14 protein-coding genes and 1 tRNA gene are annotated in these 14948 nt (G+C 69.5%); 6 read left to right on the top strand and 9 right to left on the bottom strand.

From position 1 onward, the window contains the following. Window positions 1-104 precede the first annotated feature (104 nt). From ACQEXA_RS29970 to ACQEXA_RS29985, 4 genes are all read left to right on the top strand, one after another. Window positions 105-2261: a DEAD/DEAH box helicase gene (locus ACQEXA_RS29970; protein WP_432929735.1), complete on the top strand. Its 2157-nt coding sequence runs from the start codon at window positions 105-107 to the stop codon at window positions 2259-2261. A gap of 250 nt (window positions 2262-2511) precedes the next feature. Then, window positions 2512-4641 (top strand): FG-GAP-like repeat-containing protein, encoded by a 2130-nt coding sequence (locus ACQEXA_RS29975; RefSeq protein WP_433131630.1) that lies wholly within the window; start codon window positions 2512-2514, stop codon window positions 4639-4641. A gap of 175 nt (window positions 4642-4816) precedes the next feature. Next, window positions 4817-6268 (top strand): amino acid permease, encoded by a 1452-nt coding sequence (locus ACQEXA_RS29980; RefSeq protein WP_432939312.1) that lies wholly within the window; start codon window positions 4817-4819, stop codon window positions 6266-6268. Window positions 6269-6386: 118 nt separating this feature from the next. Continuing rightward, window positions 6387-6459: transfer RNA gene (locus tag ACQEXA_RS29985), tRNA-Lys, on the top strand. 309 nt (window positions 6460-6768) lie between these two features. On the opposite strand, the gene ACQEXA_RS29990 is transcribed toward ACQEXA_RS29985, so the two are convergent. Together ACQEXA_RS29990 and ACQEXA_RS29995 are read right to left on the bottom strand one after the other, a co-directional pair. Next, window positions 6769-6927: a hypothetical protein gene (locus ACQEXA_RS29990; protein WP_432929699.1), complete on the bottom strand. Its 159-nt coding sequence runs from the start codon at window positions 6925-6927 to the stop codon at window positions 6769-6771. Next, window positions 6924-7109 carry a hypothetical protein gene (locus ACQEXA_RS29995; RefSeq protein ID WP_432929698.1) on the bottom strand — a complete coding sequence of 62 codons (186 nt, stop codon included), beginning with the start codon at window positions 7107-7109 and terminating at the stop codon, window positions 6924-6926. Before ACQEXA_RS29995 ends, ACQEXA_RS29990 begins: the two co-directional genes overlap by 4 nt. Window positions 7110-7255: 146 nt before the next feature. Between ACQEXA_RS29995 and ACQEXA_RS30000 the strand changes: the two genes are divergently transcribed. Next, window positions 7256-7492, top strand: coding sequence for a winged helix-turn-helix domain-containing protein (locus ACQEXA_RS30000; RefSeq protein WP_432929696.1), 237 nt, complete (start codon window positions 7256-7258; stop codon window positions 7490-7492). 92 nt (window positions 7493-7584) lie between these two features. On the opposite strand, the gene ACQEXA_RS30005 is transcribed toward ACQEXA_RS30000, so the two are convergent. Further along, window positions 7585-7893, bottom strand: coding sequence for a hypothetical protein (locus ACQEXA_RS30005; protein ID WP_433131632.1), 309 nt, complete (start codon window positions 7891-7893; stop codon window positions 7585-7587). 85 nt (window positions 7894-7978) lie between these two features. Then, window positions 7979-8143, bottom strand: a complete 165-nt coding sequence (locus tag ACQEXA_RS30010) for a hypothetical protein (protein WP_432929694.1) — start codon at window positions 8141-8143, stop codon at window positions 7979-7981. Window positions 8144-8692: 549 nt separating this feature from the next. Here ACQEXA_RS30010 and ACQEXA_RS30015 point away from each other — a divergent pair. Beyond that, window positions 8693-9172 carry a hypothetical protein gene (locus ACQEXA_RS30015; RefSeq protein WP_432929692.1) on the top strand — a complete coding sequence of 160 codons (480 nt, stop codon included), beginning with the start codon at window positions 8693-8695 and terminating at the stop codon, window positions 9170-9172. Between the two features lie 266 nt (window positions 9173-9438). On the opposite strand, the gene ACQEXA_RS30020 is transcribed toward ACQEXA_RS30015, so the two are convergent. The 5 genes from ACQEXA_RS30020 to ACQEXA_RS30040 all read right to left on the bottom strand — a co-directional run bounded on the left by ACQEXA_RS30020 (window position 9439) and on the right by ACQEXA_RS30040 (window position 14864). Then, entirely contained in the window at window positions 9439-11577 is a 2139-nt protein-coding gene (locus ACQEXA_RS30020) for a cell division protein FtsK (protein WP_432929691.1), read from the bottom strand. A gap of 84 nt (window positions 11578-11661) precedes the next feature. Then, a complete protein-coding gene (locus ACQEXA_RS30025; protein ID WP_432929689.1) occupies window positions 11662-12531 on the bottom strand; it encodes a hypothetical protein in 870 nt (289 codons plus the stop codon). After that, window positions 12528-12959 (bottom strand): hypothetical protein, encoded by a 432-nt coding sequence (locus tag ACQEXA_RS30030; protein WP_432929687.1) that lies wholly within the window; start codon window positions 12957-12959, stop codon window positions 12528-12530. Before ACQEXA_RS30030 ends, ACQEXA_RS30025 begins: the two co-directional genes overlap by 4 nt. A gap of 494 nt (window positions 12960-13453) precedes the next feature. Continuing rightward, window positions 13454-14131, bottom strand: a complete 678-nt coding sequence (locus ACQEXA_RS30035) for a GTP cyclohydrolase II (RefSeq protein WP_433131634.1) — start codon at window positions 14129-14131, stop codon at window positions 13454-13456. Between the two features lie 223 nt (window positions 14132-14354). Continuing rightward, on the bottom strand, window positions 14355-14864 hold the full coding sequence (locus ACQEXA_RS30040) for a MarR family winged helix-turn-helix transcriptional regulator (protein WP_360999119.1): 510 nt from the start codon (window positions 14862-14864) through the stop codon (window positions 14355-14357). Window positions 14865-14948 lie beyond the last annotated feature (84 nt).

The following is a 14948-nucleotide window of genomic DNA, read 5'->3' on the forward strand; positions in this document are numbered from 1 at the left end:
GCGCGTACTCTCCCTTGCCGTGGCCGGACCGCATAGAGGCGGTCGATTGCGACTTCACGGATGTTTGGGCGCGTGCCGTGAACTCCGGAAGGTTCGCATTTCGCATGTCTTTTGCCAGTACTGACCACGTTGTCGTGTCCGAGGACACCCAGGACCAGGACACCGCTCCCGAGGTCACCTTCGGGGACCTCGGTCTCCCCGAGGGCATCGTCCGCAAGCTCGCCCAGAACGGCGTCACCGTCCCCTTCCCGATCCAGGCCGCGACCATCCCGGACGCCCTGGCCGGCAAGGACATCCTCGGCCGTGGCCGGACCGGCTCCGGCAAGACCCTCTCCTTCGGTCTGCCGACCCTGGCCACGCTGGCCGGCGGCCACACCGAGAAGAAGAGGCCGCGGGCGGTCATCCTCACCCCGACGCGTGAGCTCGCCATGCAGGTGGCGGACGCCCTTCAGCCCTACGGCGACGTCCTCGGGCTGAAGATGAAGGTCGTCTGCGGCGGTACCTCCATGGGCAACCAGATCTACGCCCTCGAGCGCGGCGTCGACATCCTCGTCGCCACTCCGGGCCGACTGCGCGACATCATCAACCGCGGTGCCTGCTCCCTCGAGGACGTGCAGATCGCGGTGCTCGACGAGGCCGACCAGATGTCCGACCTGGGCTTCCTGCCCGAGGTCACCGAGCTGCTCGACCAGGTGCCGACCGACGGCCAGCGCATGCTGTTCTCCGCGACCATGGAGAACGAGATCCAGACTCTCGTGGAGCGCTACCTCCACGAGCCGGTGAGCCACGAGGTCGACGCCGCCCAGGGCGCCGTGACGACCATGTCGCACCACATCCTCATCGTGAAGCCCAAGGACAAGGCCCCGGTCACCGCCGCCATCGCCTCCCGCAAGGGGCGGACCATCATCTTCGTGCGCACGCAGCTCGGCGCCGACCGGGTCGCCGAACAGCTGCGCGAGGCCGGTGCCAAGGCGGACGCGCTGCACGGCGGCATGACCCAGGGCGCGCGCACCCGGACGCTGGCGGACTTCAAGGACGGGTACGTGAACGTCCTCGTCGCCACGGACGTCGCGGCCCGCGGCATCCACGTCGACGGCATCGACCTCGTCCTCAACGTGGACCCCGCCGGCGACCACAAGGACTATCTGCACCGTGCCGGGCGTACGGCCCGCGCCGGCCGTACGGGCACGGTGGTCTCCCTCGCCCTGCCGCACCAGCGCCGCACGATCTTCCGGCTGATGGAGGACGCGGGTGTCGACGCCTCGCGCCACATCATCCAGGGCGGCGCCGTGTTCGACCCCGAGGTCGCCGAGATCACCGGTGCCCGGTCCATGACCGAGCTCCAGGCCGAGTCCGCCGGGACCGCCGCGCAGCAGGCCGAGCGTGAGGTGGCCCAGCTGGCCAAGCAGCTGGAACGGGCCACGCGGCGCGCGGCCGAACTGCGCGAGGAGGCCGACCGGCTGCTTGCCCGCGCGGCGCGCGAGCGGGGCGAGGACCCGGAGGCGGCGATCGCGGCCGCCGCGGCGGCCGAGGAGAACCCGGCGGCTTCCGAGGCCGGCGAGGCGCCGGTGGCGGAGATCTTCGTTCCGGAGCAGCCGACGGCTCAGGACGCCGAGCGGGTCGAGCGCACCGACGTGACCGAGCGTGGGGAGCGTACGTCCGGTTCGTCGTCGTACGAGCGTCGCGACCGCCGGGACGACCGGGGCGGCTTCAACCGCGACCGTGACCGTGGTTTCGACCGTCGGGACGGGGACCGTGGTGGCCGTTCGTTCGAGCGGCGTGACGACCGTGGTGGCTTCCGCCGCGACAACGACCGTGACCGTCGCCCCTTCGACCGCGACCGCCGGGACGACCGGGGCGGCTTCAACCGCGACCGTGACCGTGGTTTCGACCGTCGGGACGGGGACCGTGGTGGCCGTTCGTTCGAGCGGCGTGACGACCGTGGTGGCTTCCGCCGCGACAACGACCGTGACCGTCGCCCCTTCGACCGCGACCGCCGGGACAACGACCAGCGTTCGTTCGAGCGGCGTGACGACCGTGGCGGCTTCCGCCGCGACAACGACCGGCGTTCGTTCGACCGGCGCGACGACCGCGGCGGACACCGCAGCAGCGACCGCCCGTTCAACCGCGACCGCCAGGGCGACCGGCCCGGGTTCCGCTCCGGCACCCACGACCGCCCGTACGGCCGTCGTGACGACCACCGCGGCACCGGCTCCTTCGGCCGCCGCGACGACAAGCCTCGCTGGAAGCGCAACGGCTGACGCCGGGTCACCGACCGGCGGAGGGCCCGCACGACTCACGTCGTGCGGGCCCTTCCGCGTTTCCGGGGAGACGCGACACACGTTCACTTTTTCGCTTCCTTTACCTGTGAGGCGGTTGTTAACATCCCTCGACTTGGCATGGAGCGGTGCGGCCGGGGGGATTCGCGCGGCCGTGCACCGGGTCGGGGGGAACGGCCTCCGGCCGCCATGCCGTTCTCGCTTCCCTGGGGAGGGACCCTTGGTTCGGCGTGTGAACGCACGCTCTTCGGCGACCCGGCGTGGCCGGATCGCCCTCACTCTCGCGAGCCTGGCGGCTCTGGGCGCCGGCTCGCTGACCACCGCGGGACCGGTCGCCGCGGACACCACTCCCACACCCGTCCGGACCGACGGCGTGTGGGGCATCGACTACGCGGGCGGCTTCCTGACGACCGTGGAGAACACCCCGAGCGGTGATCAGTTCGTGATCGGCCGTCGGATTTCGGCCGACGGCTCGACGGTGCTGCAGAGGACCACGCGCGGGTACGCCGGCACCTTCGCCGTCGGCAGCCATGCGCAGCGCGTGCCGTGCGACGCGGACGGCTCGGGCTGCGTGCCGATGCGCTCCTTTGGCAACTCGTACGTCGGCTACTTCATGGACGACGGCACGGGCAAGCTGACCGCCCACATCGACCTGGACGAGAACTCGTCCAACGGGGCGGCGGAACCGGTCGTCACCGGCGCGAGGTTCGTCGACGCCACCGGCCGCTACTACGTCTACCAGGCGACCTCGACCGGCAAGCAGTACGTCGACGCCGTGCAGGGGTACTACCACCACCCCGTCCGGCTGACGCGCTCCATCACGGCCGCCTCCCTCTGGGGCCAGGCGCTGTGGGCACCCGGCTCGGGCAACGGTGTGGTCACCGTCTACGACCTGGAGAAGGGCAAGACGGTTCAGACCGTCTCCACCGGCGCGCCGTGCACGGTCAAGGAACTCCAGGTCATCGGCCGCTGGATCTACTGGAACTGCGGCCCCACCGGTGCCGCGGGCGTGTACGACCGGACGGCGAAGAAGAACATCACCGTCCCCTCGGGCCTCGTGCTCGTCGGCGACGGCTACCTCGTCCAGCACGACCGGAGCGCCGGCAAGCTCATGCTGACGGACTACCACTCCGGTACGGCCGCGCCCGCGCGCGCCGTCGCCGACCTCCCGGCGGGGAACATCGCGGACCAGCGACGGCTGACCTGGACGGTGGACAAGTTCGGCGGCGACATCGCCTACGTCGACCAGGACCAGATGATCCGGATCGTGCAGAGCGGGGTCCCGACGCAGCCGCTCGCCGCGATGGAGTCCGAGATGGACGACGAACTGGCGAGCGCCAAGGACGACTTCTGGAAGAGCACCTGGCAGCTCACCAAGCCGGCCACCTGGACCTTCAGAGTGAAGGACTCCATCGGCCGGACCGTGCGCACGCTCACCGGTAGCGGCACCGACATCGACGTCGATTGGAACGGGAAGACGGACTCGGGTTCGTACGCGTACAACGGCAAGTACACCTGGACGCTGACCGCCACGGCCGCCGACGGCGGGGGCACGTACACCTCGGGCGGCACCATCGCGCTGAGCGGCGGTCGGCAGGCTTTCCACGACCAGGGCGGCTACAGCTACGGCGAACTCGTCACCCTTGGTTCCAACGGCGCCCTGACGCTGCACTACACCGAGGGGAAGGGAACCTTCGACTGGAAGCGTTCGGCCTCCGGCTGGCCGGCCGGGACCGTCGCCGTCCCGTTCGGCGACATGGGTACCGACCGCTGTGCCGAGATGCTGGTGCGCATGCCGAACGGCGAACTGCGCCGCTACGCCGGCAAGTGCGGCGACCCGTACACGCCGTCGAGCAGCCACACCTCCCTCGGCACTGGCTGGAACCAGTACGACATGCTGACCTCGCCCGGGGACATCAGCGGTGACGGGCGGGCCGACCTGCTCGCCCGTAACGCGTCGACTGGTGCGGTCTACCTGTACAAGAGCACCAGCACCGGAAGCCTGTCCGCGCGCGTGAAGTTGTACGACAACTGGAAGACGTACAAGAAGGTTGTCGGTGTCGGTGACCTCAACGGCGACGGGATCGGCGACCTGATCGCGCAGGACAAGTCCAACGTCCTGTACCACTACTACGGCACCGGCAAGGGCACCTTCGCGTCCCGCGTCCGGCTCTTCACCAACTGGGGCAATTCCTACAACGTGGTCGTCGGCGTCGGCGACATCACCGGCGACGGTAAGGCGGACATCGTCGCCCGGGACACCGCCGGCAACCTCTACCGCCAGTCCGGCTACGGCAACGGGTCGTTCGCGCCGCGGGTGAAGATCGGCACTGGCTGGCAGCAGTACAAGGGGATTTTCTAGCCCCACTTTTCGGCCACACTGTGACGCATGTCACGCCCCCGGCATGGGCATTGCTGGGGGCATGACATCTCCCTCGCCCATCAGCGCACGTGATCCCTCAGGGAAACCGGGCGCCACCGTGTCCGACGAGGAACGGCTTGCCCAGCTCGGGTACACCCAGGTCCTCGCCCGCCGCATGTCGGCGTTCTCCAACTACGCGGTCTCCTTCACGATCATCTCGGTCCTCTCGGGCTGTCTGACCCTGTACCTGTTCGGCATGAACACGGGCGGCCCGGCCGTGATGACCTGGGGCTGGGTCGCCGTCGGCCTGATGACCCTGTTCGTCGGGCTGTCCATGGCCGAAATCTGCTCGGCGTACCCGACCTCCGCGGGCCTGTACTTCTGGGCCCACCGCCTCGCGCCCCCGCGCTCGGCGGCAGCCTGGGCCTGGTTCACGGGCTGGTTCAACGTGCTGGGCCAGGTGGCGGTGACGGCGGGCATCGACTTCGGGGCCGCGTCCTTCCTCGGCGCCTACCTCAATCTCCAGTTCGGCTTCGAGATCACCCCAGGCCGCACGGTTCTGCTCTTCGCGGCCATCCTGTTCCTGCACGGCCTGCTGAACACCTTCGGCGTGCGCATCGTCGCCTTCCTCAACAACGTCAGCGTGTGGTGGCACGTGCTGGGCGTCGCGGTGATCGTCGGCGCACTGGCGTTCGTACCGGACCACCACCAGTCGGCGTCCTTCGTGTTCACCAAGTTCGTGAACAACACGGGCTGGGGCAGCGGGGTCTACGTCGTCCTGCTGGGTCTGCTGATGGCCCAGTACACCTTCACCGGCTACGACGCTTCCGCCCATATGACGGAGGAGACCCACGACGCGTCGACGGCGGGCCCGAGGGGCATCGTCCGGTCCATCTGGACCTCCTGGATCGCCGGCTTCGTGCTGCTGCTCGGCTTCACCTTCGCCATCCAGTCGTACGACAAGGAGCTCGCCTCACCGACCGGCGCGCCGCCCGCGCAGATCCTGCTGGACGCTCTCGGCGCGACCGCGGGCAAGCTGCTGCTGCTCGTGGTGGTCGGGGCCCAGCTGTTCTGCGGCATGGCGTCGGTGACGGCCAACAGCCGGATGATCTACGCCTTTTCGCGCGACGGCGCGCTGCCGTTCTCGCATGTGTGGCACACGGTCAGCCCGCGCACCCGCACCCCCGTGGCCGCCGTGTGGCTCGCCGCGCTGGGCGCCCTGGTCCTCGGCCTGCCGTACCTGATCAACTACACGGCCTACGCGGCGGTCACCTCGATCGCCGTGATCGGACTGTACGTCGCCTACGTCGTCCCGACCCTGCTGCGGGTGCGCAAGGGCGAGGCGTTCGAACGCGGGCCGTGGCACCTGGGCCGCTGGTCGCAGGTGATCGGGGTGGTCTCGGTGGTGTGGGTCGGGGTGATCACGGTTCTCTTCATGCTCCCGCAGGTCTCCCCGGTCACCTGGGAGACCTTCAACTACGCACCGGTGGCTGTCCTGGTGGTGCTCGGTTTCGCGGCGACCTGGTGGCTGGCGTCGGCCCGGCACTGGTTCCTGAATCCGCACCACGAGCGCACCCGTGCTCGGGAGGCGGCGAGGGCTGGAACGGTGGAGGTGGTGGACCCCTAGGGACGCGGCGGACGGGCGGGGCCATCCGCAGGATCTCGGCCGCCGGTGTGGCCGGGTCACCGATACCCGATCGGAGTCCCGGCCTCCTCCGGCTATGCTCAGGGAGGCAACATCGCGTGGGCCCTTAGCTCAATTGGCAGAGCAGTGGACTTTTAATCCATTGGTTGTGGGTTCGAGTCCCACAGGGCCTACAGAGAAGCCCCAGTTCAGATCGCATCTGAGCTGGGGCTTCCGACGTTTTTGGGGCCTGAGAGATCGTTAGCTCGGCCGATGCTCGGACGAACTGCAGACGATCAAGGCATGAAGAAGCCCCAACCGGCCCGGGGGGAAGAGGCCGGCTGGGGCAGTCGGGCGGGGGTCAGGCCGCCTCAGGTCATCGTCGGGCCTCGCGCATCAGGCGACGCAGCGCCACGCCGATGTTGTGCAGGGCGGCCGCGGTAGTGCTCGCCGTCGCGGCCGCCCTTCCCAACGCGCTCCGCTCGCAGGCGCGCCGGGGGTCTTCAGCGGCTGCGGCCGACGGGGTAGGTCTGGCGCGGCGTCGCAGGCCTGCACGGGTTCGGGCAGACGTACACGGTGATGCCGCCGGCCGACGCGGAGACGTGGTCCCATTTCACGGGCGTGTCCTTGATGACGCGGTCGCAGCGTGCGCAGATCTTCACCGTGCACCTCCGCGGGCAGCCTTGCGGGCTGCGGACCAGGCACGGCGCAGGCGGCTTGCCTCGGGGCAGGCGATGGCCGTGGCCCGGCGGCAGGTGCGGCACGTGGAGCAGTGGTCCAGCAGTGCCTTGTACTCGGCTGCTGCTGGTTCCGCCGTGGGGGTAATGACCGTAGGCTCGGACATGTCGTCGCTCCCTTGAAGCGTCGGCCACGCCCCCGGGCCCGGCAGCCGCGGGGGCATTCACGTCTTTGCAGCCTAGACCTAGCTAGCTAGGTTGGCTAGGCAATCTCGTCTCGCCGATCTGGCCGAGCGAACCTAGCTTCGAGATCATGGAATGGGAGCCGGACGTGCCGCGGTGGAAGCAGGTGTACGCGGTCTACGAGGAGCGCATCACCGACGGCACGTACCCGCCGGGCACGAAGCTGCCGGGCGTCATGGCGATCGTCGCCGAGTTCGGCATCGCACAGATGACCGCTCGCCGCGTCCTCACGGAGCTACGCGCTGCGGGCCTGGCGCAGATGCAGCCGGGCATCGGGACCTTCGTTACCGAGCTACCCAAACGATAGCAACCGACCGTTGCGATATCGCCACGGTTACCGAGCAGGCATGACGAAACGCCCCCTGCACAGCCCGCGATGGGGCCGTGCAGGGGGCGTCTTCATGCGTATCTGCGGCGCGGTTCAAGGCCCATGCCGAGCAGGCCGCCGGTACTGCTGCCGCCGCCGCTGGTGTCCCGGCATGTGTAGTGGGTGGAGCCGTCCGAGTCGGGGGTGCACTCGTAGGTGGTGCCCTTGTACTCGAACGTCCAGCCCGAGGATGCGGGGCCTGCGGGACCCTGCTCGCCGCGCTCGCCCTGTGGGTCTGGGGGTCCGGTGACGCTGTCGCCAGGCGGCCCTTGAGGTCCTGGCGGCCCGGTCACGGTCGCGCCCGGCTGGCCTGGTACGCCGGGCGCACCCCAGCGGATCACACATCCACTGACACGCCCGTATCCGCTGGTCAGCGGTAGGTCGGGAACAAGCTGTGTACGAGGGGTACCCGCCGGCGGGTACCCCTCACTCCTGCACGTGGTCGCCCGCGCACTCCGGGCAGGCGTATACCTCGGTGTCGAGGACATGAGCACCGATCCGGCCGCGGGAGATGCCCGCGCTGACGGCCCCGCCCGACAGCGTTTTGCCGCACCAGCAGCAGGCGCGCCCGGCGTACTGCTCGTAGCTCAAATCTGAGGTGGGCGGGGGTTCCTGCGGGTCACGGCCGGTCGGTGAGCGGGACCAGGCCGTGGGTCTCACGGCAGTTGGCGCAGGTGAGCAGGCAGCAGCGGCTACCGCGGCCGATGCGACGCTGGTGCGCATGCGGTGTCCCCCCGGATCGTGACGCGGTTCGGGTCGCCGGTGGGGGCGGCGGACGGCTATGCAGGTGGCGTGAGCATCTCACGGACGTTCCGGGGAGGCACCTGTTACCCAGGGTCATTCTTTGACTACTGATCGGTAGCCGGGGGGAAGTCGGAAGGGACACCCACAAGCCCGTTTCCGGGTCTCTGGACGCTCCTTGGCATCTGCCTGCTACCTGGCGGCGACGGTGCCGTCCTCCAGCCGGGCGCGGGCAGCTCGTCGGCAGTCCATCCCTTGGCCGGCGCGTCCTCACCCAGCACCGCGCGCGCCCCGGTCAGCGAGGCAGTCACACTTTTGGCACGCCATACGCAGAGAAAACTGGGAAAACCCCCGCGGATGTGACGGGCCCGGGGGCCGGCCGACCGGGATGGAGTTGACTTGTTCGCGAGTACGCACCCCCTCGAGGACCGCACCAATGCCGCAACCCTGCTGAGACTGCCCGCTGGCGTCCGACTGTCCAAGCGGCAAGAGCAGGGCGCAGACTGCGCATGGTGCGGGATCACCCTCAGTCCCGCCACGGTCGTCGACCTTGGCGTCCGCCGCGTCCGATTCCTCGACGACTACCGCAGCATCTTCCCGCAGGGCTGCCGTCGCCACGCGGGCGAGGCCGCGTACCGAGCGCTGTTCGACCACGCCCCGGACTGCGAGGCCTGCATCAAGGATGCCGGCAGTTGCGAGATCGGCGTGCAGTTGCAGCGGCTGATCCGGGAGTGCAGACGATGGATCTGGGCACGCTGCGACGAGCCGATCAAGAAGGACCAGCAGTACGTCACGCGGGACATCGAGACAGCGTCCGGCCCGGGGCGATCATCTTCCTACACGCGTGGTGCCAGCGAGTCGCTGCCGCTCAGCCCCTGAGGTACCCGCGCCAGTGAAAGACCCCCGGCGCGTCTGTGTCCGCATCGGGCGCGTCGGGAAGGGCGGCCGCGACGGCGAGCACTACAGCGACCACCCTGCAGCTCCCTCCGCTCCCTCGAGGGAGGGAAGCCGAAAGGGGCGCCCAGAGACCCGGATACGGGCCTGTGGGTGCCCCCTGGCGTCTGCCTCCCTCGCCTCCCTCAGCGAACGTTTGTGCAGGTCACTCCGAGGGAGGCGGGTCAGGGAGGCGGTGAGGGAGAACTCCCTCAGATCTCGTCGCCTCCCTCCTCGTCGATGTCCTCGGCGAGCCGCTCGAGGATGGCGTCCTGTACACGCTCGCGGGCGACGACCATGCGCCCGGCCGACTTGTACTGCTCGGCGCCGTACGGCTCGAGGGCTCGCTTCAGGTCGGCTGGGCCCCACTCCCGGTAGGCATCCGGGTTGCGCTCGGCGAGCCGGTGCAGGACCTCTTGCACCAGGACGCGGGTTTCGTCGCCCAGGACCGCGGCCGTGTCGGCGAGCGGGTCGGCCGGCTCGAACGTCGGCGCGTCCACGGGCCCGGTGCCCTCGTACAGGCCCATGGCCCGCTCGACGACCGGCGTCACCTCGTCGACGCCCTTCCCAGGGTCCCGCGCCACGTAGTAGGACCGGATGACCTCGAACGGCTTGCTGGTGAAGCCGTAGGTCACCGCGGTGCCGATGTCCTGGCCCGGGACGAGCTCGGTCGCCCTGATGCCGGCCTTGTACTTGCCCGATCCGAGCAGGCCGTCGTTGGCGACCTGGTCGCCGACCGCGAACGCCACACGGTGCGAGGTGTTGCGGGTGACGTCCCGCGGGATGCTGTCCGCGGTCGGGGAGACAGTGACCCAGATGAGGGTGATGCCGACCTTGCGGGCCTTCTTCATCACCCTGATGGCCAGCTCGGCGGCCTCCTTGCCGTAGCCCTTGTGCATGAACAGCTCGTGGCACTCGTCGAAGACGACGACCCTCGGCCGCATCCGCGGGTCCTTCAGGGCCAGTTCACGCGTCAGCTTCGGCGAGTCGCCGCCGAGCTCCTCCAGCAGCTTGCCGCGCTCGGTGACCTCGCTGGTCAGGGTGCGCAGACGGTCCAGGGCGGCCTTCAGCTGCTCGTCGTCGTCGCCCTTGACCAGCGTCCGCAGGCGCGGCTTCAGCGGGTCGTAGTCGACGTTCGTCGCCATCACGTACACCTCGGCCTCGACGAGCGGATCGAGGATCGCGCCGAGCAGCAGGGATACGACAATGGACGTCTTACCGGAGCCCATGATGCCGCCGACGATCCAGTTCGCGGCCATCAGCTTGCCGATGATGGGCTCGCCGCGCTGCGACAGGGCGACGGGCACGCCCTTGAAGTAGTCGGTCGTTCCCTCGTGCAGCAGCGGCCACGGCGCCACCTTGCCCGATAGAGAGCCCTGGTCAGCGACCCACAAGTCCAACACGCCAGGCTGGTTGGGCGGCTCGGTCGGCCACGTCTCGACGGGCTTCCGCATCAGGTTGTGGGCCAGGACGTTCTTCTTCCCGTTGACCATCTCGACGGTGACGCCGAGTGGGAGCTGCAATTGGGTGTGCCAGCCGTTGCCCGAGCGGGTCGACGGCTGCACCCAACGCGGCTGCCAGCCCTCTTTGATGGCCTTGTTCAGCGGGGCGATGCCGAGGTTGCCGAGCGCCCGCATGATGGCGTTCTCGTCGGGCACGACGTCCCGCTCGTCGCCGTCGACGGGCAGCGCCCACACCGGCGCGGCCTTTGCGTGCCGGCCGACCGCCCACACCCCGGCCAGGCCGAGGAACGGCAGGGAAAACAGCAGCGGGTCCCAGATCACGGAGACGAGGAACGCGATCCAGCCGACGAACTGGACGACCGCGGCGAGCGGAGCGAGGACGTCGCGGACGTCGTGGTTGTACCAGGTGACCAGGACGCCGATGAGGAGCAGCAGCCCGGCGGCGGCCGTGGCGCCCTGGAACAGCATCCGCGGGGCGTTGAGGACCATCTGCATCAGGTCCATGCGCCGCTTGTGCCGGGCGAACCGGTAGGCGTAGGCGCGCTGCTTCCACTTCTGCACCATCTCCTCGTTGCCTGAGGCTTCGGCGATCCGCATCATCCGCTCGTGGCGGGCCGTCGTGCGGGCGTCCCACGCCCTGCGGGTGAGGATGCGGGCGCCGCCCCACACGTAGGCGCTGTGGCGGACAGCGAGCCGGTAGGCGCCGTTCTGGCGGGTCTCGACGACGACGCGCCGCAGAGAGTCGATACGGACCCTGCGGCGAACGCGCGGCGAACCCTGTTCGGCCTGCTCGGCGGCAGGCTCCGTCTTTGGTTCCGGCAAAAATTTGATCAGGCGGACCTTCGGCTCGGCGTGCCCGTTGATCCGCTCTGGGGCGGTATCCGTCATGCTGGCGCTTCCTTCCTTCTCCGATGGACGGGAGGCACGGGGCGGCCGATTTGCCTTGCCGGGTACGGCCGCCCCGTGGCGGGGTCACATGTAGCGGGTCTGGCGGCGTGCCTCGCGGCGCACCGTGGCCTGTACGGACTCCGGGTTGGCGGTGGGCAGGCGGCGCATGATCTCGTCGAACGCGTCCTTGTTGGAGGCGCTGGCCGACAGCTGCTGACGGGCGAGCTCAGCCATGTTCAGACCCTGCTCGGGAACCGTGTTCGCGCTGTTCAAGGGCACCCGCAACGGCCGCTTCTCGACCTGCTGTTCGGGCGTGTTCGCCTGCTGCTCGTCGACCTCGCCGAGGGACTTCTCCGCGGCCAGCAACTCGAGCGCAGCCGTCTGCTCCACCCGGGCGACCTGGCGGCGCACACTGGCGATCGCCAGCTTCGCGTTCGCCTTGCTGATCTCGGCACGCACCCAGGCCGCGTCTTCCGGCGACAGGTCCTTGTCGATGAAGCGCATGACGTCCATCCACAGCACCTTCGCGAACATGCTCACCGCGGCGCCGACGACGCCCAAGGCGACGCTGCCGGCGAGCAGGCCGTGCCAGAAGATGGCGCCCATCGTGCAGGCGAGCAGCGCCCAGCCCAGGCGCCGGGAGAACGCCCGCTTGCTGGCGTCGAAGCGGGACAGCCACTCCAGCAGGACGTTGACCAGCCATGCGATGTCGAAGATGGCCGCGGCGGCGTAGCCGATGCCGCCGTGCAGCAGCTGGCCGATGCTGTACGTCGACCAGACGATCGCCAGCGTCGTGAGGCCCAGGACAAGGCCTGTCGCGCTCCGGACGGCCACGGCGTCCCAGTCGCGCGGCAGGACCGGCACCCGCACCTTGTGCGTCTGCTCAACCTGGTGCGTGATCCCGTCGACGGTGTGGTCGACGAGCCGGGTACGGATCTCTTCGCGGAACTTCATCGGCCCTCCCCCTCGGCGCGGTTCTCGGCGTGGCTGAGCTGCTCCGGCCGGGTGCACGGGGCGTCCTCGTACCAGCAGAACGGGCGCAGGCCGTCGGCCGCCTTGAAGACGCGGATGGCTGCGCCGTCCGGGGCGTCGGGCAGGGCGTAGACGCGGCCGCCCTCGAGGGAGGCGAGCAGGCGGGCGGAGTGGTGCTCGCAGCCGTTCGCGCCGACGTTCGTCGCGTCCAGCACGGTCACGACGACCGGTCCATCGCACGGGGTCGGGTCGTTCGGGTGCGCGGCCGGGCAGCGGACTTCGGTAGTGCCCGCGATCAGGTGGGCGTCGTCGCGGTGGTTCTGCGCGCGACGGGCGGCGTTGCTGTCGTAGTCGGCGCGGCACTGCTGGTGCAGCTCGCGCAGGGCGCCGACCGGGGTACGGTCCTGCATGGGTCTGACTCCTTGATCGGAAGGGGTTCGGATCAAGGCGCCGTTCGGTGGTTGCACACCGGGCGGCGCCGCCGTTGTACCGGGGCGCATGTTGGGAACACAGCTGGGTTCGTACGCGCCAAACTCGTTCGGTACGGGGCGGCATCAGTAGGTGGAGCCCTGGCCTTCTGGCCTGCGGAAACGCGAACGGTCGTCATCCGGCATCACCGGGCGACACGTTGCGGGGTGAACTTTTAGTAATCCATTGGTTGTGGGTTCGAGTCCTACAGGGCCTACCCAAGAGCCCCCAGCTCAGAGGCATTCAGAGCTGGGGGCTCGGCCGTTGTCGGAGTCTCGGGCTGACCGGCTGGGCGCGGGCGCTCATGCACGGCGGACGGCCGTCGGGCTCCCTGCCGTACGCGCCCGGCACGAGCCTGTTCGACTCGCCCGACGGCACGTGCATGAACTCGGCCCACCCGTGGGCGTATCGACCACGCGGGCTCATGGCACCGGCGTCAGCCCGCGGTCAGCTCCGTGAGGGGCAGGGTGTGCTGGGTGTGCACCACCTTCGCGCGGAGATAGCGGACGTTGTGCGCCGTGGTGAAGACGCCCGTCGGGACGTGGTGGGTGACCGTGAGGCCGTGGGAGCGCAGCTGGGCCGCCTTGTCGGGGTTGTTGGAGAGCAGGTCCAGGGCGTCGACGCCGAGGGCGCGGAGCATCTGCGCGGCGGCCGTGTAGTCGCGGGCGTCCTCCGGCAGACCGAGCGCGGCGTTGGCCTCGTAGGTGTCCAGGCCCTGGTCCTGGAGGGCGTAGGCGTCGAGCTTGTTGTACAGGCCGATGCCGCGGCCCTCCTGGCGGAGGTAGAGCAGGATGCCGCCCTGGTCGGCAATGCGCTCCACGGCCTCGCGCAGCTGGGGGCCGCAGTCGCAGCGCGCCGAGCCGAAGACGTCGCCGGTCAGGCACTCGGAGTGCAGCCGCACCAGCGGGGGCCGGTCGGCCGGGGGCTTGCCGAGGATCACGGCCACGTGTTCCAGGCCGTCGACGAGGCCGTGGAAGGTGACGAGGTCGGCGGTGACCGTGTAACCGTCGCCGAAGCGCAGCGGGACCGTCACGCGGGTGCGCACCGTGGCGGCGGGGACGTCGGTCGGGTTGCTGCTGTCGCTGGGGACGGTGCCTTCGCCAAGCTCGCGCATGTCTGTCGTCCTTCTCCGGTCCTGCGGGTCGGGTGCGGAGGGTGCACCTCATGCTTCAGATTTGAAGCACAACCTCGTCGGCAGACTCTAGTCGTGCTTCAAAATTCAAGCAACCTGTTTCGGACCTGCGGGGGCCGCCATGATTCGGACCTGCTCGGATCCGCGACTCCAGGCCCGCGGGCCTTCGGACCGGTGATTCAGCGCATCGGCGAGTGGCCGGGCTTCACGCCGTGGACGAACGCCGGCGCCAGGGCACTCCGCCGCACGGCGACTGCTCGTCGTCGCCCTGGAGCGTGTCGGTGATCCGGGTGCAGATCGCCTCCAGCTGTGCCACCTGCTCGGGCGTGAGCTGGTCGAACACGGCTGCCCGTACCGTCTCGACGTGGCCCGGCGCCGTACGCTCCAGGAGAGCCATGCCGGCGTCCGTCAGGACCGCGGTGCTGCCGCGCTTGTCCGTGGGGCAACCCTCCCTGCGGACCGAGCCGTCCTTCTCGAGGCGGGTGACCGCGTACGTCAGCCGGCTGCGTGTGATCTTCAGCGTCTCGGCGAGGTCGGTCATCCGCATCTGGTGGCCGGGTGCGTCCGAGAGGTTGGCCAGGACGGAGTAGTACAGGTGCGGCATGCCGGCCTCCTGCTGGAGTTGCCGGTCGATCGTGTCCTCCAGGAGCCACGATGCGGCGAGGTAGGCACGCCAGGCGCGCATCTCCTCGGGGGTGAGCCAGCGGGTCGTCATACCGCCAGTGTAGTTATTGTTTAAAAGTTGAACCACACATCCCGCCCCCGGTCCCGCCGGACCTCGACCCTCGACCCGGAATCA

The sequence above is a fragment of the Streptomyces sp. CA-106110 genome, assembly GCF_050936285.1.
In the GTDB taxonomy this organism is placed as follows: Bacteria; Actinomycetota; Actinomycetes; order Streptomycetales; family Streptomycetaceae; genus Streptomyces.